This window comes from Mesobacillus foraminis, assembly GCF_004340465.1.
GTDB lineage: Bacteria > Bacillota > Bacilli > Bacillales > Cytobacillaceae > Mesobacillus_B > Mesobacillus_B foraminis.
Window position 1 is genome coordinate 324862 of record NZ_SLVV01000006.1, and the last position, 22621, is coordinate 347482.

The following is a 22621-nucleotide window of genomic DNA, read 5'->3' on the forward strand; positions in this document are numbered from 1 at the left end:
TTCATTTGGTATCCTCTCTTAGAACTAATTCTTTTAGAGGAGGCAATGAACATGGAACTGGTGAATGACAATATGATTGGAAGGACATTTCGAACCATGATTGTGCTGCTACTGCTTTTCCTGGGAATCGAAACATCTGTGTCGGCACAGGAGGCGAGTTTCGGCCATGGACAAAGTGTAACGGTCAATGTCATGTCCTATAACATTCATCACGCTGAAGGCGTCGACGGTGTTTTAGACCTGGAACGAATTGCAGAGATTATTGAGCAGGAAAAGGCAGATATTATTGGGCTTCAAGAGGTGGACAACCATTGGTCTGAACGTAGTGAATTTCAAGATCAGGCTAAGCTTTTGGCCGAGCGTCTGGGAATGTTTTATACATATGCTCCTAATCTGGACCGGGATCCTTTAAAGGAAGGTGAGGAGCGCAGGCAGTACGGAACAGCTATCCTGAGCAAATATCCAATCCTGCATTCAGAAAATCATTCCCTGACTAAGATCGGGAACACAGAGCAGCGAGGAGTATTAGAGGCAATTATTAATGTGAAGGGAAACCATCTTCATTTTTATAATACGCATCTCGCGTTAACCTCTGCTGAACGAGAAATCCAGATCCAAGAAATGATTGAGTTGGCAAGCAGTTCAAAAGGTGCTAAGATCTTTGCAGGGGACCTTAATGCAACGCCCGAAAGTAAAGAAATGATACCAATGTATGAAAACTATAGGGATGTTTTTGCGTCAAGCCCTGATGCATTTACATACCCTGCAAAAAATCCGTCAAAGCGTATCGATTATCTTTTTACATCTGGGGATATTGAAATAACAAACAGTCATGTAATCCGGAGCCTGGCTTCGGACCATCTGCCAATTGTGGCGGAAATCGTTTTGGAACGCGAAAGCCCTTTTTTAAATGGCCATAAGTAATGTTTTTACCGGAATCCTGTCCTTGTGGCAGGGTTTTTTATTGCCATGTAAACTCATCCATTGGAAATGCCTCCAATTATTCACTAATGAGTTCTGCCTGTAAACCTGTTAGCCTTGAATAGGACCTGTTTTTAATACACAAAAACAAACAGGAGGTATACAAAATGAAGAAAATTTTTGCCTTGGTCATTGTTATGACATTGGTCATTGGTTCATATAAAGTGTTCGCCGCGCCGTTGACGTCTAAAAAAGAAGAGGAAAAACAGACGAGTGATCCTTTAACATACAAGCAAAACGAGATTGACACGAAAAAATCTGCAGTCACAGACTCGCGATTTATAAAAGAAGAGGAAAAGAAACTGCTGGCGCGCCTTGTTCACGCTGAAGCCAAGGGGGAACCCTTTAATGGGAAAGTGGCAGTTGCAGCTGTTGTACTGAATCGTGTGGATCATGAACAATTTCCGGACTCAGTAAAAGAAGTGATATACCAAAGAAATGCTTTTGAACCTGTTCAAAATGGCTCGATTAATAAGCCTGCCAGCAAGGAAGCTGTAGAAGCCGTTGAGGAAGCTTTGGAAGAACAGGGAGAGCGTGGGGCGAACGAGGAACTGCTTTACTTTTATAATCCAGATACAGCAACAAGTGATTGGATTTTCTCCCGGGATGTTGTTAAGACAATTGGGAACCATTCATTTGCTATCTAAAAAGCGTGTCCAGCACGAAAAAGCTGCACGCTTTTTTGTTTTTATGAAACCAAAGGACTTCAGATGAATATGGCGTGATACATGTTTTAACCAGTAAAATATTTACCGGTAAATGGTGTCCTTTAACATGACGGAAGATCGGGGATGGACCTCTAAATGCTAATCGGCTCTGCAAAAAGCAGTTTTTAACTAACGGAGGGACCCAGGTTAAGGGAGAGTTTTAGGTTTTTAATGGGCCTTCTAGCAATTTTTGTGCCAAATACTACTCTTTTTCTGTAAATAAGCTTAAATGGTCCAAAAGATTCATTATTTTTGTAAAAATCAAATTTTTACTTGTAAGCCTTTTCATATTTTGTTACTATACATGTACAGCAAGTAAATTATTTAGTAAATAACAGACAAAAATTCTATCGCTGTTAATGGGAAAAGAAAGAAGGCATTAATAATGGTTACGATCAAAGATATTGCAGACAGGACCCATGTTTCTGCTTCTACGGTTTCCAGAGTCCTTAATAATGATGAAACCATTTCGGTGCTGGACGAAACGCGTGAACGAATCCTGCAGGCCGCAAGAGAATTAGGCTATAAAACGATTTTGGAAAGAAGAATCCTTCAAAAAAAGAAAGCTTCCAAAAAAGAAATGGTAAGTGTGGGAATTGTCCTTTGCCAAAACGTTGAAGAAGAGCTGAGTGATCCCTACTTTTTATCCATCCGGCAGGGAGTCGAGGCTGAACTCTCAAGCCATGGGATCAAAACCACGATGTTCAGGCTGCGCGAGACGGACGCGGATCAGCATGTGGAAGGATTGGATGGCTTGATTGTTATTGGCAGGCTGAAGGAGTCCGCACTGAAAGGGGCACGTGACCTCGAAAATGTTGTTTACATCAACCATTCACCCGATGATGATCTTTATGATTCTGTTGCTATTGACTTTGAGAAAGCAACAGAAAAAGTCCTGAAGCACTTTTTGGATGCGGGCTACAAAACGATTGGGTATATCGGAGGAAGAGAAAGGCTTCATTTAAAAAATGAATCGATTACCTATGAGGACAAGCGCCATACGACTTTCGAGAGAGTGATGAAGGAAAAAGGCATGTATAAAGAGGAATGGGTCTATATTGATGAATTTACGATGGCTCATGGCTATGAACTGATGAAAAAAGCTATTCTGTCAGGTGACTTGCCTGAGGCATTCTTCGTTGCAAGCGATCCGATGGCTATAGGAGCACTGAGGGCGCTGCAGGAAGCAAGCCTTCAGGTTCCGGAAGATGTCGCCGTCATCTCTTTTGATGATATTGAAATGGCACGATACGCAAGTACACCGCTGTCAACGATCCGAGTCCATACAAATGAAATGGGCAGGATTGGGGTAAAACTTTTACTGGAGCGACTCAATGGAAGGAAGCTGCCGCTGAAGGTGACACTTCCAACCGAGCTAGTCATCAGAGAAAGCTGCAGGAAAGCGTAAACGAAAATGCCATTTAAGGAGGTGATTCTGTTCAGGAATTGCCAGTGACGTTATTAGTTTGTATTCAATAAAGGGTTGATCACCCGCTGCCTGAAGGCTGTGCCACCAGCCATCAGGTTCCCAAAAATGACGGCCATCATTTTGGGAGGGGCGAAAAACCACTGCTCACCTGCTAAATGGGAGCTTCTATATATTATATAGGCGCCCCTTGACTTCATCAAGAATAAGCTAGTTGACTTACGATGAGTTTTTTTAGTTTTTGTTCCTAACAAAAATAACAGGGGGTTCTTCCATGAAAAAAATGCTCAAAACAGTTATGCTTGCTGCTGCAATTACCACCGTTGCCACAGGGTGCAATAATAAAGAGGCGAGTTCAAGTGAAGGGGAAGGCGGCAAGACGGTTGTTACCATGTATTCAACCGTAACAAACGAAACCGACCAGATCACCATGAAGAACGCAGTTAAGAAATTCGAACAGGAAAATCCGGATATCGATATCAAGGATAACTATCCTGGCAATGAATATGAAGGAATGCTTCGTGTCAAAATGGCAGCGAACGACATGCCGGATCTGTTTGACACCCACGGCTGGGCTATTAATCGATATGGGGAGTACACAGAGGATTTGAGTGACATGAGCTGGGCTAAAGATCTTGACCCCGCCCTTGACCAGATTCTGAAGGATGAATCAGGAAAGCTTTATGCATACCCTTTAAACCAGGCGAAGGACGGTCTTACATATAATGCTAGTTTGCTAGAGGAGTACGGCATCGAGCCGCCGGCCACGTTTGATGAATTTATGGCTGCGCTTGAAACCATCAAGAAAAAAGGCAAAGGGGAAGTAACACCTCTCTGGTTTGCCGGTGCGGATAAAGGGGCTTTTGGCCAATATTTCGACCAGTTTGCGACGCCGCTGTTGGTTACCGATGAAAAGCATAACTTCCAGAAAGAGCTGCTGGATGGCACGTTCGACTGGTCCAATTATACATTCCTTCCTGAAAAGCTGAAAGAAATGCAGGAAAAAGGATATCTGAATGAGGATGTGCTCACAGCGCAAAACCATCAAATGACGGAATTGATGGCACAAAATAAAATTGGTTTCATCGTTGGCGGCGGAATGCTTGGCCCATCTGTTGAAGAACTGAATCCGGAAGTGAAGCTTGGCGTGATCCCGATGCCAGCCATTCATGAGGGAGACGAGCCAAGCTGGATTGGCGGTGAGCGTCATACTTTTGCCGTCTGGAAGGATTCAAAAGTGAAGGAAGAAGCCAAGAAATTTATTGAATTCTTGTCACAGCCGGAAATGGTAAAGGAAATTGCGGAAGGAACCTCGCTGCCGGCAGGCCTGACAAATACAGAATCGACAAACTATTACTCTGATTATTATAAAAAATATAAAGATATTGTGGTAGAACCGTACTTCGACCGCGTCTATCTTCCAAGCGGAATGTGGGATCCAATGGGTGCTTCTGGTCAGGAGCTGCTCTCAGGCACAGCATCTCCTAAGGATGTGTCCAAGAGAATGGAAGAAGAATACAAGCGTTTATTGGACCAAAAGAAATAAAAGGACAGGAAAGAGGGGGATCCCCCTCAGATTCCTGTAAACCTATGCTAGGAGTTGGACGACTATGATAGGAGTAGAAACAAGGAAAGAGACAATGGTTCGGTCATCGTCTTCAAAGAAACAGAAGAAGCCCAAGAAGGAATCCTCCCTTTGGTGGATGTATCTTCCGGCCCTGGCCGTTGTGTCCTTTTTTATCCTGTACCCGTTTATCAGCGGGATAAAGATTTCTTTTACTAACTGGAACGGCTTTTCCCAAACCTATGATTATATTGGCTTTAACCAGTATAAACGCATGTTCTCGGACCCCGACACCTGGCTTGTGGTGAAAAACACGCTGCTCTACGGCCTGGGCAGTACCCTTTTCCAGAATGTAATCGGCCTTATGTACGCTCTTCTGCTGAACCAGAGTATCAGGATGAGGTCCTTCGCAAGAACAATCGTGTATCTCCCAGTCATCATCAGTCCGTTGATCATGGGGTATATCTGGTATTTCTTCTTTGCCTTCCAGGGCGGTGCGCTTAATGATATCTTGATCCTTCTTGGAATTGATAAAATTAATGCCCTTGGCGATCCTTCCATTAATACTTGGCTGATTGTATTTGTAAACACGTTCCAGTTCGTAGGGATTGCGATGATTATTTACCTGGCGGGTCTTCAAAGTATTTCGAAGGATTTCTATGAAGCTGCCGAAATTGATGGTGCCTCTGCGTTCCAGCAGTTCAGGACGATCACATTGCCCTTATTAATGCCTTCGATCACAATCAATATGGTCATTAACATCATTGGAGGATTAAAATTATTCGACGTCATCATTGCCCTTACAGGCGGTGGACCAGGCTATGCTTCCCAGTCCATGTCCACTTTTATGTATGACTTGTACTTTAACAGGCAGGACGCGGGTTATGCGGCTACGCAGGGGATATTAATGGCTTTTATCATCCTGATCATCAGTCTTGCGGCACTGGTATTCTTTAAGCGCAAGGAGGTAGAAGCGTAATGAACTACATGAATAAGAGGAAGAAAATCGTTCTCTCCGCTGCTGCGCTGATCATTGGACTCATTCATATGGTCCCGTTCTATATTTTGGTGACAACCGCATTAAAAGCGAAGGGAGACTTTAGTTCGAAATGGGTCTTCCCGGATAAGCCCGCTATTGAAAATTTTTCGGAAGCTTGGGAAACGGCCAACTTATCCAGCGCTTTCTATAATACTTCCATTATTACGGTTTTTTCGGCTCTGCTGTTGATCATTTTTGGCTCCATGGCCGCTTATCCGCTCGCCAGAAGGCAGACAAAATTGAACAAGTTCATCTTCATGCTGTTTGTTGCCATCATGGTCATCCCGCCATTGACGGCTTTGGTTCCGCTGTATCAGCTTGTCGTTGATATCGGAATGATGAATACCCATGAAATTGCGATTTTTAACAATGTTGCTGCGTATATGCCGCTTGCCATCTTCCTGTACGCAGGATTCATCCGTTCGACGATTCCGAAAGAGCTTGAGGAAGCGGCCAAAATCGATGGAGCAAGCACACTGGGCATTTTCTTTAAAGTGGTCTTCCCGCTGTTAAAACCAGTGACCGCCTCAATTTTGATCATTTCCTGTGTCTATATCTGGAATGATTATCAATTCGCGATCTTCTTCCTGCAGGCGGAGGAAGTAAAGACGATTACGGTAGCTCTTGCTGGGTTCTTCGGTGAAAATGCAAACCGGATGAATCTCGTTGCAGCTGCTGCCATCATGGCAACATTGCCAATGGTCATTTTGTTCCTGCTTCTGCAGAAGCATTTTGTTAAAGGGCTGGCATCCGGCTCTGTTAAAGGGTAAAAAAGGTGCCGCTTCATCATCCAGAATATGAACTAAACTGTAAGACTCTGTTTTATTTAAATTATTTTCATAATTATTAGGAGGTCTATCATGTCAAAGATTACTTTTTTAGGTGCAGGAAGTACGGTATTTGCGAAGAATGTCCTGGGAGATTGCATGCTGGTTCCAGCTCTTCAAGGCTTTGAATTTGCATTATTCGATATTGACGAGCAGCGTTTAAGGGATTCCGAGCAAATGCTGAACAACCTGAAGCAAAGCCTCGGCAAGGACATTGAAGTTCGCGCTTATCTGGACAGGAAAGATGCTTTAAGAGGAGCAAAGTATGTCATCAATGCAATTCAGGTGGGTGGCTACAAGCCGAGCACCGTCATCGATTTTGAAATTCCAAAGAAATATGGATTGCGGCAGACAATTGCGGACACAGTGGGCATCGGCGGGATTTTCCGCAATTTGAGAACCATCCCTGTCATGCTGGATTTTGCGAAAGATATGGAGGAAGTATGCCCGGATGCCCTGTTCCTGAATTACACCAATCCAATGGCCGTCCTTACTGGGGTCATGAACCGCTATACGAAAATCAAAACCATTGGACTTTGCCACAGTGTCCAGATTTGCACGAAGGATTTGTTTGAACATTTGGGCATGGACAAGGAAGGCGTAAAAGAAAAAATCGCGGGAATCAACCATATGGCATGGCTCCTGGAGGTTTCAAAGGATGGTGTTGATCTCTACCCGGAAATCAAGAAAAGGGCAAGGGAAAAGCAAAAAGAAAAGCATCATGATATGGTCCGCTTTGAGCTCATGGATAAGTTTGGCTATTATGTAACTGAATCCTCCGAGCATAATGCAGAATATCATCCATATTTTATTAAATCAAAATATCCGGAGCTGATTGAAAGGTACAATATTCCTCTCGATGAATATCCGCGACGCTGTGAAAATCAAATTAAAGGCTGGGAAAGCATGAGGACCGAGCTGGTAAACGATACATCGCTGACTCATGTACGTTCGAGAGAGTATGGTTCCCGGATCATTGAAGCCATCGAGACAGACGTTCCGTTCAAGTTCGGCGGCAATGTGCTTAATACTGGCAGACTGATTTCAAACCTGCCAGAAAAGGCATGTGTCGAAGTACCTTGTGTTGCTGATCGAAGCGGCATCACTCCTACCTACGTGGGAGACCTGCCGGAGCAGCTGGCTGCTTTAAACCGCACCAACATCAACACTCAGCTTCTCACCATTGAAGCAGCAATAACGAAGAAAAGAGAATATATTTACCAGGCGGCCATGCTTGATCCGCATACGGCAGCAGAGCTCTCCATGGATGACATCATCTCCCTTTGTGATGATCTAATTGAAGCGCACGGGGACATGCTTCCAGAATTCACTGGAGAAAAGGCTGTACCAGTAACGAATTAAGAATATGGGCGGTGCTGTTCAGAGTAAAATGGGCAGCACTGCTTTTTTTATTTTGTCCTTTAATGCCAAACCAAACAGGATAAAAGCAGAAAATGTCGAACGTTATAAAGAGTGTTTTTAAAATAATAGATCACTTCAGATGATCAAGGGGGAACAATATGATATTAGAGGCGGCAATCTTGCAGGTTAAAACGGGAACAGAAACGGAGTTTGAAGAAACATTCCGTCGGGCATCCGCCATCATTTCGTCAATGAAGGGGTACATATTTCATGAACTGCAGCGCTGCATGGAAGCGGAAGGGAAATATCTGCTACTGGTGCAGTGGGAAACATTGGAGGACCATACGGTCGGGTTTCGTCAATCACCACAATATCAGGAGTGGAAAGAACTTCTCCATCACTTTTATGATCCGTTTCCAACTGTGGAGCATTTTGAGAAGGTTACACTTTAGGACGCATTTCATGAATGATTCAAGGCGCAGGCAAATAGGATAGAAGGACGATAACTTTCATGGGAGTCGGATCGAAGAACCACAGATGCTCTAGAAAGGGCTGAGTCTTTGAGAAGAAATCGAAATGTAAATGTGATCATTCTATTGCTTATTTGCCTGTTGATCATGCTGATTGTGAATGTCCTTATCCACGTCAGGGTTTACATCGTCTACAGCTCGGGCATTGGACCAATCTTTATGATTGGGTTTATTATATTTCTCATTGCTTTGCTCTATCTCAAAGGGTAAAAACGGCAGTGCTTAACTGCTGTTTTTTATTTTGCTGCAGAGCTGGATTCTGCAGATCGACCAATGGAAATTCAGACTCGTAAAATAAAGCTTCTGCAGTTGGAATTCCAGACAAGTCCTTTTTGCATGTGAAAAGGAGGAAACAAATGGAGTTTCCAGAAATATAGAGGTGAGCGGCATTTTAGCGTCGTTACCAGTTAATCGGATAAAGAGATGAGAGGGAGGATTACAGTCAGCATGCTAGCAAACATAACTAGGGTGAAGGATCCGCGAATCCGGGAATATATTATGCCTTCCAGAATTGTGTGGAAATCTGATAATATCGATTCAAAAATTGAAAGCGACCATTTATTGCTTGAAAATAGGGATGGACAAGTTTTAATTAATCCCGAAGAAGCGGTTTGTTTTTACAATCAAGGGCGGCCGGCAAGCATCCTGCTGGATTTTGGAATCGAATTGCATGGCGGTGTTCAAATCTCCATATGGAATTGCGTCAGGAAGAATGAACTGTTAAAAACAGCAAAGGTTCGTGTTCGCTTTGGGGAATCTGCCATGGAAGCAATGAGCGATATCGGCGGAGAGACAAATGCTACAAATGATCATGCAATGCGGGATCAGGTCCTCGACATCAGTTTTTTGGGGGCCAACGAAATCGGCTGCACCGGATTTCGGTTTGTGCGGATTGATCTGCTAGAAGAAGATTGCATGATGCAAATCAAATCGATTCGGGCGGTGTTTTTACATCGTGGTCTGGAGTATAAAGGGAGCTTTAAAAGCAGCGACCCCTTGCTGAATCGAATATGGGAAACCGGAGCTTATACGGTTTACCTGAATATGCAGGATTACCTGTGGGACGGCATCAAACGGGACCGGATGATTTGGATAGGGGATATGCATCCCGAAACCTCTACGATACAGGCTGTGTTTGGGGAGCATGAAATTGTGCCTGCCAGCCTGGACTATGTTCGTGACAGAACGGAGCTTCCTGAATGGATGAATACCTTCCCAAGTTATTCCGCCTGGTGGATTATTATCCAGCATGACTGGTATATGCAAAATGGGGATTTGGATTATTTAAAGCAACAGAAAGGTTATCTCATTTCCCTACTGGATCAGTTGGGTGAGTATATCCAGGAAGATGGTACGAATACGGCACCCAATCCTTTTCTTGACTGGCCTTCAAGTGACAATCAGGAGGGAGTCATGGCAGGCATACATGCTCTTTTTACCTTAGCAATTGAAAAAGGGGGAAACCTCTGTCAATATTTAGGCGAGAAAGAGGCTGTAAGTCGGTGCCATCAATACGAAGCAAAATTGCGCCAGCAGCGGCCCTGGCATGCCAACAGCAAGCAGGCGGCGGCCTTGCTGGCACTGGCAAATATAATGGATAAAGAAGATGCCAACAAAAAAGTCCTTGCTGTTGATGGTTCCCGGGGTGTATCAACCTTTTATGGTTTTTATATGCTTCAGGCAAGAGCGGAAGCCGGTGATATACAAGGCAGTCTGGAGTGTATCCGGGAATATTGGGGAGGCATGCTGAAGCTCGGGGCCACTACTTTCTGGGAAGACTTTAATATTCAGTGGCTTGAGAACGCTTCCCGCATCGATGAACTGACTCCTCCAGGTATGGTAGATGTTCACGGAACATATGGCGACTACTGTTACGAGGGATACCGCCACAGTTTATGCCATGGATGGGCTTCCGGGCCTACCGCGTGGCTGTCAAGATACGTTCTGGGAATCGAGATTGTGGAAGCGGGCTGTAAAAAGGTAAAGATCAATCCCCAGCTGGGTGACCTTGAGTGGGTGGAGGGTCAATATCCAACGCCTTACGGTAATATTTCCGTAAAGCATGTTAAGCAGGGAAACGGCTCCGTACATACAACCATTAATGCACCGGTAGAGATTATGATTGAAAGGCATTAAGGTTTTCCTGTGGTTTGGTGAGAAACCTTGTGAAGCCTAATGTTCAGGAAATACAGAAGTGATGATAAATGAAATAGAATAGAAAAAATACTTGATACACACTGTGAAATAAAAGGTAAAAAGAGGAGTGCGTTTCTTGGACATGCACTCCTCTTACCACTGGATAGCGGGAGCCTGCCAGCATGACTATTTTACAGAAGCTTCATGTTTGTAATGCAGGTATTGTCCCTTTTGAAGGTGGAAATTTCAGCCTCCGATACTTTGCCGCCAAACTCAATGGTTGTTCGGTATTTTTTATCGCGCGGCAGCCATAAATCGATAAACCCGTTATCCTGAGACTGAAGGGTTTTATCTAGAATGACATTCCCATCCATATCTTCAATGTAAACTTTAAATTCTTCATTTACTAATTCACCTTGACAACCTGTCAAGCTATGGTTCGTTCAAGGGTGGGTCTGATTGACATAAGGCGCAATGGAAACAAAGAATTCATCCCCGGATAAGTTATATAGCTGTTCTTTTCCTTCAGCATCCTTCACCATCAATTGTTCAGAAGTGATCGAGGCGGATTCCGCTTTTAAGCTGCCTGAACTATACCCCTGGACTAATTCTTTTATATCGATGGTTTCTTTCTCTTGGGAAGTATTCGAATCATTATTGCTGCCACATGCCGCTAATATTCCGGCCGCCAAAACCGTGACTGCGAAAATCTTTACTTTCATTCGTATTCACCACCTTGCCAATTGCCAAATATCTTTTTTTACTAGAATAAATACTTCACATCCATTATCTTAGCATAAATATTTGCTGAGTCTATGAAGTTAAAATCTTTTAAGATGACGTTTTGGTGACAAGTTTTTTTGACTATTAATCCTTTTTTACATGATCACGTACAATTGGCTGCGGAATCATTTTACAAATTTAATAGCCTGCTTTCATTCTGGAAAAGATATAAAGAAAACATGCTGTGAAAAAAATCCCTTATACAAAGGTAAGGAGCTTAGAACGATGAAACAACCTCGACTTGATCACAACGTAATGAAGATTCTTAAAGGTAAAATTGTATTGATAAGGACAGAGAGAGGCGCCATATATCTTGTGGGTCCCATCCAGCTTCCTGTCAATCTTTATGGAGAGACCGTTGTATTTCACTGGTACTGCTGGCTGAACTGCGACGAGGAGACAGAGGATTTTGAGAAGATTATTGAAACGCTGTCGTCTTCCAACCTTGCTGAATACCAGCAATCGAGTGTTTTAGTGTATGGTGATTTTAGAGATGGAGAGGATGCGCTGGTTCGAATGCACTCGATATGCCATACAGGAGATATATTCGGGAGCAAAAGGTGTGATTGCGGCTTCCAATTAAAGCAGTCCATGAGGATGATTGTCGAACACGGAACGGGAGCCCTCTTTTACCTGGCCAACCACGAAGGCAGGGGGATTGGACTTTTCAGCAAGGCGATGGCCTATCTCCTTCAGGAAAACGGCTTTGACACGGTAGAAGCAAATGAACATTTGGGATTTGTGGATGACTCCAGGAATTATGAGGATGCTATACAGGTTTTAAAAACGATTCGTTCGAAACCTGTGACCCTGGTTACGAATAATCCCAGAAAACTTGCGGCTCTCAAAGATTCAGGGATGCAAGTTTCCGGCAGAACTCCACTGTGGGGGGATGTGTCCGAATTTAACGAAAAGTATTTACAAACGAAAATAACCCGCTCCGGGCACCTAAAAGGGGATCCGGCTTGCTTGAATGACTGAATGCAAGATGATTTAATAACTCAAAAAATCTCTCCGTTCCCGAATTCCTGATGGTAAAATGAACCTATCTACATAGAGATTCGGGGTGTCCATATGAATGTAAACCATATTTTAGTGGCGGGGAACTTTAAAGAAGAATTTAAAAAGAAGATGCCCGACCAGCTTCGTCATGAATTTCGCTTCTTGCCGGTTGAAAAAATTACCGGGGAAGATTTGGATTGGGCAGATGTGTATGTTGGCTTTCAGCCTGCGCCCGACTTCGATCTTTCAAAAATCAACTGGGTTCATTCCTTTAATGCGGGAGTGAATAATTATCTGGAGCTGTCAGGGTGGAGTGAGAACCAGGTACTGCTAACCCGGACTGTTTGTTCATTTGGCCAGCGAATCAGCGAGTACTGTTTGAGCTATGTCCTTCGAGACATTCAGTATCATCAGGAATTTCATGAGAAGCAAAGGCTTAAGAAGTGGGAGAAGAGGACTCCAAAGATGATAAGGGATCAGACGGTTGTCATTTATGGCACGGGGGATATTGGGCAAGAAGTGGCCAAAACGTTTGATTTTTTCGGGGCAACCGTTTACGGGATTTCCAGGAGCGGCAGCCAGAAGCCCTATTTTAAAAAGGTTTTCGATACTGCACCTTCATCCATTCTTTCAAGAGCGGACTGGGTAATCAGCACCTTGCCGTTAACGCCGGAGACTGACAAGATGTTTAACTCTTCCTTTTTTAACCAAATGAATGGATCCTTTATCAATGTTGGCAGAGGGGCAACGGTGGATGAAAAGGCATTAATAAAGGGCCTTGATAAAGGAAACGTGCAGTCTGCTATCCTTGATGTACTCGCTGAGGAACCATTGCCGGTAAACTCCTCTCTCTGGACAAGGGAGGATGTGACCATCACTCCGCATATTTCCGCCGTAACCGAGCTGGATGAAGCCATTCAGTGTTTCCTGGAGACTCTGCGGAAAGTGGAGAATGATGAATTGCTGCCCAATCTCGTGGATGTTGGGAAGGGGTATTGACTAGTATCGAAGCGGGTTCGTAAGATTTTACATACCAGATTTAGTCTATTTAAAGAAGAATTGAACTATAGGCAGTTGTCCCTGATATTTGTGGGGACAATTTTTTTTATTTCTTTATATTTGATTTTGTTGAGGATTTCGCCAGCATGCCTGGTCTGATTATTATTCCTATTTCTCCTGGATGGGGGAAGGGTCTTCATACAGGGAATGAAGACCAAATCGAGGCAGGGAACCCAGGGGAAAGTTCTTCATGCAGGGGATGAAGACCAAATCGATGCGGGCAAGCCAGGGGAAAGAACTTCATGCAGGGGATGAAGACCAAATCGAGGCAAGAAAGCCAGTTGAAAGGACTTCATGCAGGGAATGAAGTCCAACTCGAGGCAGGAAAGCCAGGGGAAGGGTCTTCATACAGGGGATGAAGACCAAATCGAAGCAGGAAAGCCAGGGGAAAGGTTTTCATGAGGGGGATGAAGACCAAATCGAGGCAGGAAAGCAAGCGGGAAGGTCTTCATGAGGGGGATGAAGACCAAATCGATGCGGGCAAGCCAGTGGAAAGGTCTTCATGGAGGGGATGAAGACCAAATCGAGGCAGGAAAGCCAGTGGAAAGGTCTTCATGGAGGGAATGAAGACCGAATCGAGGCAGGAAAGCCAAGGGAAAGGTCTTCATGCAGGGGATGAAGACCAAATCGAGGCAGGGAACCCAGGGGAAAGTTCTTCATGCAGGGGATGAAGACCAAATCGAGGCAGGAAAGCCAGGGGAAGGGTCTTCATAAAGGGAATGAAGACCGAATCGAGGCAGGAAAGCCAGGGGAAAGGTCTTCAGGCTGAAGAGTAAAAATCGTGTTGTCATACATAGTAGGACCACTGATGAACCCCGGCTTTTGTAAATTTAGTTTCTAATATAGAACGTATCCTTTTTTTTGACAACAGTCCTTTGCACCATTCATAAACAAGATTGGTAGTGATTTTTAGTTCAGGAAAAAGCAGCTTCAGTTCCTCAACACTTCGTAAAACAGCAGCTGCAGCAACTTCCTCGTGCCCGCAGTCACGGCAAACGCATTTCTGCCTTTCTATTGAAATTATAAACGAGGCACAATTGGTACAGATGATGCCCTTTTGCAGCTGACTGTAGTGATAGGTTGGCAAAAGACGATAAGGAGAATCATTTAAATGAAGAGAGAGTAATTTGTCTGCCAGCGCCTTATGTTTTTGACCTAATGTTGATACGTTCGAATTTAGAAGTTTAACGAAATGGTTCAACTGAGTGGGGAGGAGGAAAGATTGGTAGAGAGGTGCTTGGTATAAGGTAAACTCGGGGTTAATAAATATCACGAATGGAGAAATCGGGATATTATAACCCGAGTTCTGGAGTAATTGGCGCAGCAGTGTTTCATTTCTGCTTAGCTGGTTGAGTGGATTGATAATCTCCGTTTTAGGTTTTTTGTACAATCGACTAGATTCGTAAAAATAATCGCCTTTAAAATTTTTCACCTCACAGAAATAAAGCGTTTCAGACACAATAATAAGGGAGTCGATTTGGAAAACTGTGTTATTTAGTTTAAGAAGCAAGTCATTTAAAATAATGCATTCACATGTTAGTTTTTCTGTCAATGAATCAAATCGTACCTCACCTTCATACCCCTTTTTCAGGTTTAAGTAATGTTGCTTGTCCTTGTCAGACAGACTGCTTCGAGTATTCAGGATTTTTAGGATTTGCAGTTCCACGGATTCGGAACGAGCTTTATAGGGCATTATGCACAACCTTTCTTGTAATTTCAGTCTAATTATATGTGATAAAAATTTTTATCGATTGAAAACTTTTGTCTATTTTAGTAAAAGCGACTAACCTCCATGCCCTCCTTATACTGAATAATGGCAGGAAAAAACATGCCCGCTCCCAATAAAAAAGAAGCCAGCCCCTTGCCAGCTCCTCCAATTCGATATTACACCTTCCTAACCGTAAAAAACTTGGTTAACAGCCAAGGTCCCGGAGCAAATCCCAGTGTTAGCTGCCAGGCGCCGATAGCCTGCAGGTTGTATTCCCTGGCGAGGATCATTTTGGTGCTCATGCTCCGGACATCTTCAAACCATACCTCGTGTGTCCGTCCTTGTTCATCCCGGTACTGGAAATACGGAGATTGGTAGACTTCTGAATATTGGATGGGGGACTGATGGCGGATGGCGGTATCAATGGCATTTTGGTTCGAGATGGCGCTTGCGACGGTACCGGCCGTGTACGGAACCACCCAGTCATACCCGTATAAAGGCACGCCTAGTATAATTTTCCTGGTTGGAATCCTTGAAATGGCATACTCGATTGTTCTTCTGACCTCGGTTATTGGCGCAGTCGGGCCGGGTTCACTGCCGGCGTGATGCCAATCATAGGCCATGATGAACACATAGTTGACCACAGAGCCAATTCCGCCAAGGTCATAGCCTTTGAGCCAGGGAATATCCTCGCTTGTTTTGGCAGGTACCGAAACCGTCACTGCCAGTCCGGCAGGTTCGAACCGTTCTCTCAGCTGGCGTAAAAAACCTGTATAAAGGTCCCGGTCTGCCGCCGCCACCCTCTCGAAATCGATATTTACTCCACCATACCCCCTAGCTGTGGCCAAGTTATAAATATTGTTAACTAGATTATTCCTCGCGGTCGGGTTATTCAGGACCTGAGAAGCGAGGTGAGTGCTAAATCCTCCTGAGGTTAGATTTGTGATCGTAGCAAGAGGGGTGACCCGATGGCTCCAGGTAGCTTGAATTGCCGTTAGATCATTGAGCTCGTTTACAATATCCCCATCAGGTCCGATACGGTAATGAAAAAGGGAGATGGAAGAAGCGTAGGGTGCAAAATCACTGATCAGGTCCCGGTCCTGCTCGGGGCTGCGGACAACATAAAAGGTCAATGTGCCTGCGATATAATCAGAAGCGATGTTTGGGATCGTCACCCTGGTTCCGGGCTGAAGGGAAGATGGGTTAACGGTAGGGTTGGCAGCCCTTAATCGTTCCAGAGGTACCATCGAGCGCCTTGCAATACCGCTTAACGTATCACCAGGCTGAATCCGATAAGAGTAAAGGGGAATAAGCAGTGCCAAACCTGGTACAATTGTGCCTTCCTTCAGCCCATTGACCGCACGGACCTGGTCAATCGAGGTGCCATACCTTCTGCTGATGGAAAACAGCGACTCCCCAGGTGCAACTATATGAATGAACATGTTTGATGCCCCCAATCACGTAAAATTACAAAAAACCTCCAGTTAAATTCATTTGCATCCATATAGCCTATTTTCCTCAGTTGGGATATATGTCGATGGGATGGGCACATTTCCAAATCACAGGTTTAGCTCAAAACTGCATTGGCTATAGAGAATTGTTATAATGAGTGTAAATAAATGTAAGTGGAAGGAGCATGACAGTGGAACCCCAATTTCAGTTGTTTTCCAAAGAATTCACAAAGAACCCGTATCCCGCTTATGCAAAAATGCGGAAGGACGAGCCAGTCCATAAAATGAGGTTTCCAGATGGCCAGCTGGGCTGGCTGATCACCCGCTATGAAGATGCTGTTGAAATCATGAAAGATCCGAGGGTGATCAAGGATGTCTCCAAGTTATTTGGAGGCAACATGGATTCAGGGAGTGTTTTCATGCATAATATGCTTTTCTCCGATCCGCCTGATCATAAGCGCCTTCGCGGGCTGGTGCAAAAGGCGTTTACACCTCAAATGATTTCAGGCATGCGGGGGCGGATCCAGGAAATTACGGACGAGCTCCTGGACGAGGCAGCAAAGGGGACAAGAATGAATCTCATTGATGACTTCGCGTTCCCGCTTCCCATCATTGTTATTAGCGAGATTCTTGGGATTCCCACAGAAGACCGAGACAAATTTCGAATCTGGTCAAATTCGTTAATCGAGGGCTCAAACGGTGAGCATGCGGCTGAGATGTTTCAGCACGTAAACGAGTTTATTCAATATCTAAGCGAGTGGTTTGAGAAAGTGCGGAAAAATCCGGGTGAGGACCTTATCAGCCAGCTAATCCTGGCTGAGGATGAAGGAGACCAGCTTACAGAGCGTGAATTGTATGGAGTGGTCACCTTATTGATTATCGCTGGTCATGAAACGACAGTGAACCTTATTGGGAACAGCATTCTTGCCCTGCTGGAGCATCCAGACCAGTTTGACCTGCTTAAGGAGCAGCCGGATCGGATTCACCAGGCGATTGAGGAAACACTTCGATTTAATGGACCGGTAGAGTTCAGCACCTCCCGATGGGCGAACGAAGACATGGAATTCAGAGGACAAATGATCAAAAGAGGGGAACTGATCATCATTTCCCTGAATTCGGCCAACCATGATCCTAAGGTATTTGAGAATCCTGACCTCTTTGACATCTCCAGGGAGAAAAGCCCTCATCTTGCGTTCGGGAAAGGGATCCACCTTTGTCTTGGAGCCCCGCTTGCACGATTGGAGGGCGAAATCGCCATTACCAGCCTGATGCAGAGATTCCCGGAAATGAAGCTCGCTGTTGGCAAAGATGAGCTGGAATGGCGCCCAGGGATGATCGTCAGGGGAGTGAAGGAAATTCCCCTTTATCTAAAATAATGGAATGAATCATGTCAGGTCTTTGGGGCCTGGCTTCTTTTTTTTGAAACTAAAGCAGTCTCTCAATCGTATGTACATAACCGCGATTATTTACGACAAAATGTTTGGTAATTGTATGTAAATCACGGCGGCTACTTAGGACAAAATGTTTGATTATTGTATGTAGATCACGGTGACTACTTAGGACAAAATGTTCGATAATTGTATGTAGATCACAGTGCCTATTTACGACAAAACTTCTGATTATTCTGGCACTTTTTTACATAGCGAGGATATTGTTTAATGGTTGGCGCAGAATATAGTAAAATGGAAATAACTAGTTTCATAGGAGTGTATTGGATGCTAAATGTTAGGAATACATCTTTACTATATGATGACCAAGCGAAAGGGAAGACTTCCTCTCATCGCCTGGTGTCCATAAATGAGGGTGCAGCATGATAGCCGATCTGCTCACAAGGCTTGAGACAGAGAAGGATCGATGGATTGAATTCGCTCTAAACCAATATGTTATGAGCCTGCTTCCTCCTAATGGTAAAACAAACACGGTGGACCAGATTCTGATCGGTGTATTTGGTCCAGAACGTTTTGATAAAACATCTTTCATCCTGAGATTGCTTGGGACAGGTGACAGGGAAAGCGACTGTCTGGCACAGGTGCTCACTGCTAACGAATTCAACTTCAGCTTTATTTATAAATGGTCTGCCGACGATTGCTTTCATTTGGTCTATCCAGATCAAACCAGGGCAGCCTGCAAGAATGTAAAGGAGCTGGAAACGGAATTACAGGCACTTCGCAAGCAGATTGAGTTTTGGCTGGTCACCTATGATCAACCGATTATTGTTGAACTTTCCCGGAAGTATTTATCCTCCAGACTTTTAACCGATAAAAGGGAGAAGCTTTCCATCATGAATTTTCCTGGCGAGCCCGATGCCAGACTGCTTTCAGAATATATGCCTCTCTGCTCCACGTGTCTCGTGGCTGAAAGCGCACCGGAACTGGACGGCCAGCTGTCAGAAGCTGGACACTGGCTGCCAGATACCGGAGATTATTATATTGTATTGACTCAGTCGCTGCAGACGGATCCGGTCCAGAAAGCGGTCGGTTCGGGCGAAATTACGTCATTGGAGGAATTAAGGGAATTTTATCTGCGAAATGGCGTGGAAAGTGTTCACCCTATATTCCCGCTTGATTTTGGAAGGAATGTCGTTACAGTTTCCCCGAATGCACCAGTTTGGATGGATGCCTTATTTTTAGAATTATTGGAGGAAGTTACAGGCACCAAATCACCTGAAACACGGATGCTTGAGGTTAAAAGTCGAATGCGTGGCTTTGTCAGGACTAAGGACCTTCAATTGGAAACACTGGAGAAAAAACTGCAGGAATTACAGGAAAACCTCATTGCCTGCGAACAGAGCTGCCGTCAGTCGGAAGATGATGCAGCGCAGCTGTTTGGCCAAGTTGAGCTCTGCGAAGCCGAACTAACCAGTTTAAAGGAAATAGAGATTGAGAAATTTGTAGCATCATCAAATGAAGCAAAAGGACTGGCACCCTTCAAGGAACGGAAGATTTCGAGGCTGAAAGAGAGCTTTAAACAGCAGGAAACCTCCATGCTGGATTTTTATGAGGAACAGGCAGCCCGGGTTTCTATTTTATTAAAAGAAATCCTTCAGGATGAGTTCTCTCTAAGGGCTTTTGATACAAATCCGCCGATTGGCCGTCTTGCGCTGAAACACGGGAAAGGCCTGGATCAGTATTTGAATCAGGGGAATTTTGAAGAAGATGCCTCCATCGTCCGTGAGACCCTGGAGCGGAATAATGAAACCATCTTCAGCTACTATACCCGCCAGCTAGACGATTATAAGGAAAAGGGCGAAAAGCGGCTCCAGGAGCAGCTGAAAGTAAAGGAAGAAAAATATGAAGAGGCTGTAAAGAGGGGCCGCGAAACACAGGAACAGCAGGAGCAATATAAACATAAAATTCTTGAGGCAGAAGAGCAGCTGGCTGAGGCAAGATCCGTTTATCATCATTGCCTGGAGAGCATTCACAATCTCGATGACCTTTTAAAAGAAGAGTTTGCAAAGGCTGCCGCCAGCCTGCAGGAAATGATGCTGGCTGAAAATGCGTCGGATATCGAACGGTGGGCCTGCCATAACTACAGCCAAAGAATGTTAAAGCAGGCGGAAAGGATGATGAAAAATGACTACTTCTAATACAACTGTCGATAAAAAGTATCAGGAAGCCATCCAATCCTTGAAAAGGATTAATAATGAGCTCTTTTACGATGACCTTAAGCAGCTGATCAAAGAGCGGGAACAGGCGATTGCGGAGCTGAACGGGGAAGTATCCCAGTCGATTGAAAAAATGAAAAAATCCATGGAGAGCTTTCCGGTACAGGTAAGGGGCCAGCTGAAGGAAGAAATCATCGATCCGCAAACCCGGCTGTTTGAGGCCAGCATGGAGCGATTTGGCGATAATCTGGCGGCCATGGAACAGAAGCAGTCCTCCTGGCAGGAGAAGTACCAAGAGTATCTGTTGAAAACGGAAAATCTATTATCCGGCCTGAAGGAGCTCCTGAGGGAGGACCAGGAATTCACTGTTGGGCAAACGGACAAGGTACTGGCAGAGGTCAGGCTCCTGCAGGAACAGATCAAAGAAATCTTTGCCGACGGCTTCAAGGAGCAGGCCGCAAAAATGAATGTGAAATATGACGCAATCGGAGAACGGCTCAGCACGATCCTTCAGGAAATTTATGTACTGGAAGAGAGCCACAAGGCTGAGACCGAGCAATGGTATCAGTATTTCCAGCAGTTCCAGCATACCCAGAGGGATGCCCAGGCTAAGTGGGATGAAAAGTGGAAGCGGAGCGAAGAGGCAAGTGCAAAAAGAGAAAAACAGCTGAAAAAGTGGCTGGTTGGGCTGGTGGTTGGCCAGTTTGTGACTGTGGGGACATTGGTTGCATTTTTGTTTTTGAGGTGAATTAGAAGGACCCGTCCAGAATGGGGCGGGTTTTTATGTAATCTCGCATATTCAGTGCTGCTCACGTTTCGGAGGGTGAAACCTTGGATGAGGTAAAATTGGAAGAAAATAAAAACTCTATTGTATATAGCAAACCAAAGGAGGCCTCAATATGGGAGGAGCAATCGTTTGTTTGATCGTGTTAATCCCATTCTTCATTTTCGCAAGTGTTCTATCTAAAGGAAAAGGGGCATTTTTGCTGTCAGGTTACAATTCCATGCCCGCCGGTAAAAAGTCGGAAATTGATGAAGCTGCCTTGTGCAAGTTTATTGGGAAGATTATGTACGGTATTTGCTTAAGCCTTCTACTATTGGCGATCAGCGAGATGATGGATCATCAAGTTTTGCTATTCATTGGACTATTCCTATTCTTAAGTTTTATCGTTTTGGCGCTGGTCTACACAAATACGGGAAACCGATTTAAAAAGCAGGTATAAAAAGTTTAAAAATGATCCTATCTTCCAGAGCTTATAGTTTTATATGTGTTCAAAAGGCTGATTCAGTTTGAATCGGCTTTTTTAATTTTTGCTTGGTCATTAGGGAATGCGGTAATTTCAAAGTGCCACCTTAGGCTGCTGGCCCCATAAAGGTTACCCCACCGACTTCGGCTTTATTGAAGGTGCCTGGTTCAGTTATATTTCAAAGGGAAGAGTTTATTTTTCAAAAAAGGGATTTTTAATCCAAATTGCTAATTTTATTATTCTATGGTCTTATTTATTTTTCAAAGTGGCCTTCTTGAAGGGCTCTGGTTCAGTTACTTTTCAAAGGAAGGAACTTATTTTTCAAAAAAGAGATTTATGATTTAAATTACTAGTTTTCTTATTCAAAGGGGCAATTTTATTTTTTAAATTGCCTATTTTATTTTTCGAAGTGCTTTTCTTAAAGGTTCCGGTTAAGTAATTTTTTAAAAAAGATTTATGTCTAAAAGTGCAACAAATTATTATCTACTTCATTAATATAAAATCCAGTTGAAGTGCATTTGGATGGAGAAAAGCCTTTCTCGTATACGAAATGTCTCTTTTTGGAAATCTAATAAGGCTTGATTTTTTAATGAAAATGGTCTTTAATAGATGAATAGTGGATATTAAATGTCCATTATGGATAATTAAAATCCATAAAGTTTCGGTAAAGAAGAGGTGAGGCAATTTATGATGCTGACAAAGGGTGTTGAGCAGGCCATTTGCATTATTGTGCTGTTGGCAACGCAGGAAAGTAATGCACCGCTGGCTTCTGATGAAATTAGCAGAAGGCTTGAGGTATCGCCTTCCTACATGAAAAAAATTATGCGGAAGCTTGTTGTGAAGAAACTTGTAACTTCTGTACCCGGCACAAATGGGGGCATCTCGCTGGCCAAGGATCTGGAAGACATCCATATGCTTGAGGTGATCGAAGCAATGGAAGGGCCGATCGCCATTTTTCCTGATTCCGGTCTTATACGGAAAGCATTTGAAAATGGCCCCCATGTCCAAAAGGGGGAAAGTCTTTTGCGCCAGGTTTTCAGGCAGGCGGATGGGCTTTTGATTGACTATTTTTCGAATATAACGGCAGCTGACCTTCTGAAAGAGAGTTTGGGGACAAATGAACTGCCATTGCTGGACTGGAATAAGACATCTTTAGGAGATTACTTAAATCAGAAATCAGGTGAGAAAAAGTGAA

21 protein-coding genes are annotated in these 22621 nt (G+C 44.1%); 17 read left to right on the forward strand and 4 right to left on the reverse strand.

Going from position 1 to position 22621, the window contains the following annotated elements; translation table 11 throughout:
- Positions 1-51: 51 nt before the first annotated feature.
- The 3 genes from EV146_RS12735 to EV146_RS12745 all read left to right on the forward strand — a co-directional run bounded on the left by EV146_RS12735 (position 52) and on the right by EV146_RS12745 (position 3096).
- Positions 52-924, forward strand: coding sequence for an endonuclease/exonuclease/phosphatase family protein (locus EV146_RS12735; RefSeq protein ID WP_132006630.1), 873 nt, complete (start codon positions 52-54; stop codon positions 922-924).
- Between the two features lie 164 nt (positions 925-1088).
- Complete coding sequence (locus tag EV146_RS12740) at positions 1089-1628, forward strand: cell wall hydrolase (protein WP_132006633.1); 540 nt, start codon at positions 1089-1091, stop codon at positions 1626-1628.
- A gap of 445 nt (positions 1629-2073) precedes the next feature.
- Complete coding sequence (locus tag EV146_RS12745; RefSeq protein WP_132006636.1) at positions 2074-3096, forward strand: LacI family DNA-binding transcriptional regulator; 1023 nt, start codon at positions 2074-2076, stop codon at positions 3094-3096.
- 53 nt (positions 3097-3149) lie between these two features.
- Here EV146_RS12745 and EV146_RS27570 read toward each other — a convergent pair whose 3' ends face one another.
- Positions 3150-3314 (reverse strand): hypothetical protein, encoded by a 165-nt coding sequence (locus tag EV146_RS27570; RefSeq protein ID WP_199232680.1) that lies wholly within the window; start codon positions 3312-3314, stop codon positions 3150-3152.
- A 74-nt stretch (positions 3315-3388) separates the two neighbouring features.
- On the opposite strand from EV146_RS27570, the gene EV146_RS12750 reads away from it, so the two are divergent.
- From EV146_RS12750 to EV146_RS12780, 7 genes are all read left to right on the forward strand, one after another.
- Positions 3389-4660, forward strand: coding sequence for an ABC transporter substrate-binding protein (locus EV146_RS12750; RefSeq protein ID WP_132006639.1), 1272 nt, complete (start codon positions 3389-3391; stop codon positions 4658-4660).
- Between the two features lie 94 nt (positions 4661-4754).
- Entirely contained in the window at positions 4755-5657 is a 903-nt protein-coding gene (locus tag EV146_RS12755) for a carbohydrate ABC transporter permease (RefSeq protein WP_241993912.1), read from the forward strand.
- A gap of 8 nt (positions 5658-5665) precedes the next feature.
- Complete coding sequence (locus tag EV146_RS12760; protein ID WP_373566063.1) at positions 5666-6487, forward strand: carbohydrate ABC transporter permease; 822 nt, start codon at positions 5666-5668, stop codon at positions 6485-6487.
- A 90-nt stretch (positions 6488-6577) separates the two neighbouring features.
- Positions 6578-7906 carry an alpha-glucosidase/alpha-galactosidase gene (melA, locus tag EV146_RS12765; RefSeq protein WP_132006648.1) on the forward strand — a complete coding sequence of 443 codons (1329 nt, stop codon included), beginning with the start codon at positions 6578-6580 and terminating at the stop codon, positions 7904-7906.
- 158 nt (positions 7907-8064) lie between these two features.
- Complete coding sequence (locus EV146_RS12770) at positions 8065-8358, forward strand: antibiotic biosynthesis monooxygenase family protein (protein ID WP_132006651.1); 294 nt, start codon at positions 8065-8067, stop codon at positions 8356-8358.
- 108 nt (positions 8359-8466) lie between these two features.
- The gene (locus EV146_RS12775) at positions 8467-8646 is read left to right on the forward strand and encodes a hypothetical protein (protein ID WP_121612419.1); all 180 of its coding nucleotides are present in this window, start codon (positions 8467-8469) and stop codon (positions 8644-8646) included.
- A gap of 237 nt (positions 8647-8883) precedes the next feature.
- Entirely contained in the window at positions 8884-10572 is a 1689-nt protein-coding gene (locus tag EV146_RS12780) for an alpha-L-rhamnosidase-related protein (protein WP_199232681.1), read from the forward strand.
- A gap of 191 nt (positions 10573-10763) precedes the next feature.
- On the opposite strand, the gene EV146_RS12785 is transcribed toward EV146_RS12780, so the two are convergent.
- Entirely contained in the window at positions 10764-11294 is a 531-nt protein-coding gene (locus EV146_RS12785) for a CueP family metal-binding protein (RefSeq protein ID WP_181215870.1), read from the reverse strand.
- Positions 11295-11580: 286 nt separating this feature from the next.
- Between EV146_RS12785 and EV146_RS12790 the strand changes: the two genes are divergently transcribed.
- The gene (locus EV146_RS12790) at positions 11581-12336 is read left to right on the forward strand and encodes a GTP cyclohydrolase II (RefSeq protein WP_132006657.1); all 756 of its coding nucleotides are present in this window, start codon (positions 11581-11583) and stop codon (positions 12334-12336) included.
- A gap of 93 nt (positions 12337-12429) precedes the next feature.
- On the forward strand, positions 12430-13356 hold the full coding sequence (locus EV146_RS12795) for a D-2-hydroxyacid dehydrogenase (RefSeq protein ID WP_132006660.1): 927 nt from the start codon (positions 12430-12432) through the stop codon (positions 13354-13356).
- 847 nt (positions 13357-14203) lie between these two features.
- Here EV146_RS12795 and EV146_RS12800 read toward each other — a convergent pair.
- Both EV146_RS12800 and EV146_RS12805 read right to left on the reverse strand, forming a co-directional pair.
- A complete protein-coding gene (locus EV146_RS12800) occupies positions 14204-15109 on the reverse strand; it encodes a nuclease-related domain-containing protein (RefSeq protein WP_132006663.1) in 906 nt (301 codons plus the stop codon).
- 191 nt (positions 15110-15300) lie between these two features.
- Complete coding sequence (locus EV146_RS12805; protein WP_132006666.1) at positions 15301-16566, reverse strand: glycoside hydrolase family 18 protein; 1266 nt, start codon at positions 16564-16566, stop codon at positions 15301-15303.
- A 194-nt stretch (positions 16567-16760) separates the two neighbouring features.
- Here EV146_RS12805 and EV146_RS12810 point away from each other — a divergent pair, with 194 nt between their 5' ends.
- The 5 genes from EV146_RS12810 (at position 16761) to EV146_RS12830 (ending at position 22620) form a co-directional block, all read left to right on the forward strand.
- Positions 16761-17951, forward strand: a complete 1191-nt coding sequence (locus EV146_RS12810) for a cytochrome P450 family protein (protein ID WP_132006669.1) — start codon at positions 16761-16763, stop codon at positions 17949-17951.
- A 434-nt stretch (positions 17952-18385) separates the two neighbouring features.
- The gene (locus EV146_RS12815) at positions 18386-20161 is read left to right on the forward strand and encodes a coiled-coil domain-containing protein (RefSeq protein WP_132006672.1); all 1776 of its coding nucleotides are present in this window, start codon (positions 18386-18388) and stop codon (positions 20159-20161) included.
- Positions 20148-20927, forward strand: coding sequence for a hypothetical protein (locus tag EV146_RS12820; RefSeq protein WP_132006675.1), 780 nt, complete (start codon positions 20148-20150; stop codon positions 20925-20927). Before EV146_RS12815 ends, EV146_RS12820 begins: the two co-directional genes overlap by 14 nt.
- Positions 20928-21078: 151 nt before the next feature.
- Entirely contained in the window at positions 21079-21402 is a 324-nt protein-coding gene (locus tag EV146_RS12825) for a DUF3784 domain-containing protein (RefSeq protein ID WP_132006678.1), read from the forward strand.
- 711 nt (positions 21403-22113) lie between these two features.
- Positions 22114-22620, forward strand: coding sequence for an RrF2 family transcriptional regulator (locus EV146_RS12830; RefSeq protein WP_132006681.1), 507 nt, complete (start codon positions 22114-22116; stop codon positions 22618-22620).
- Position 22621: the final 1 nt, after the last annotated feature.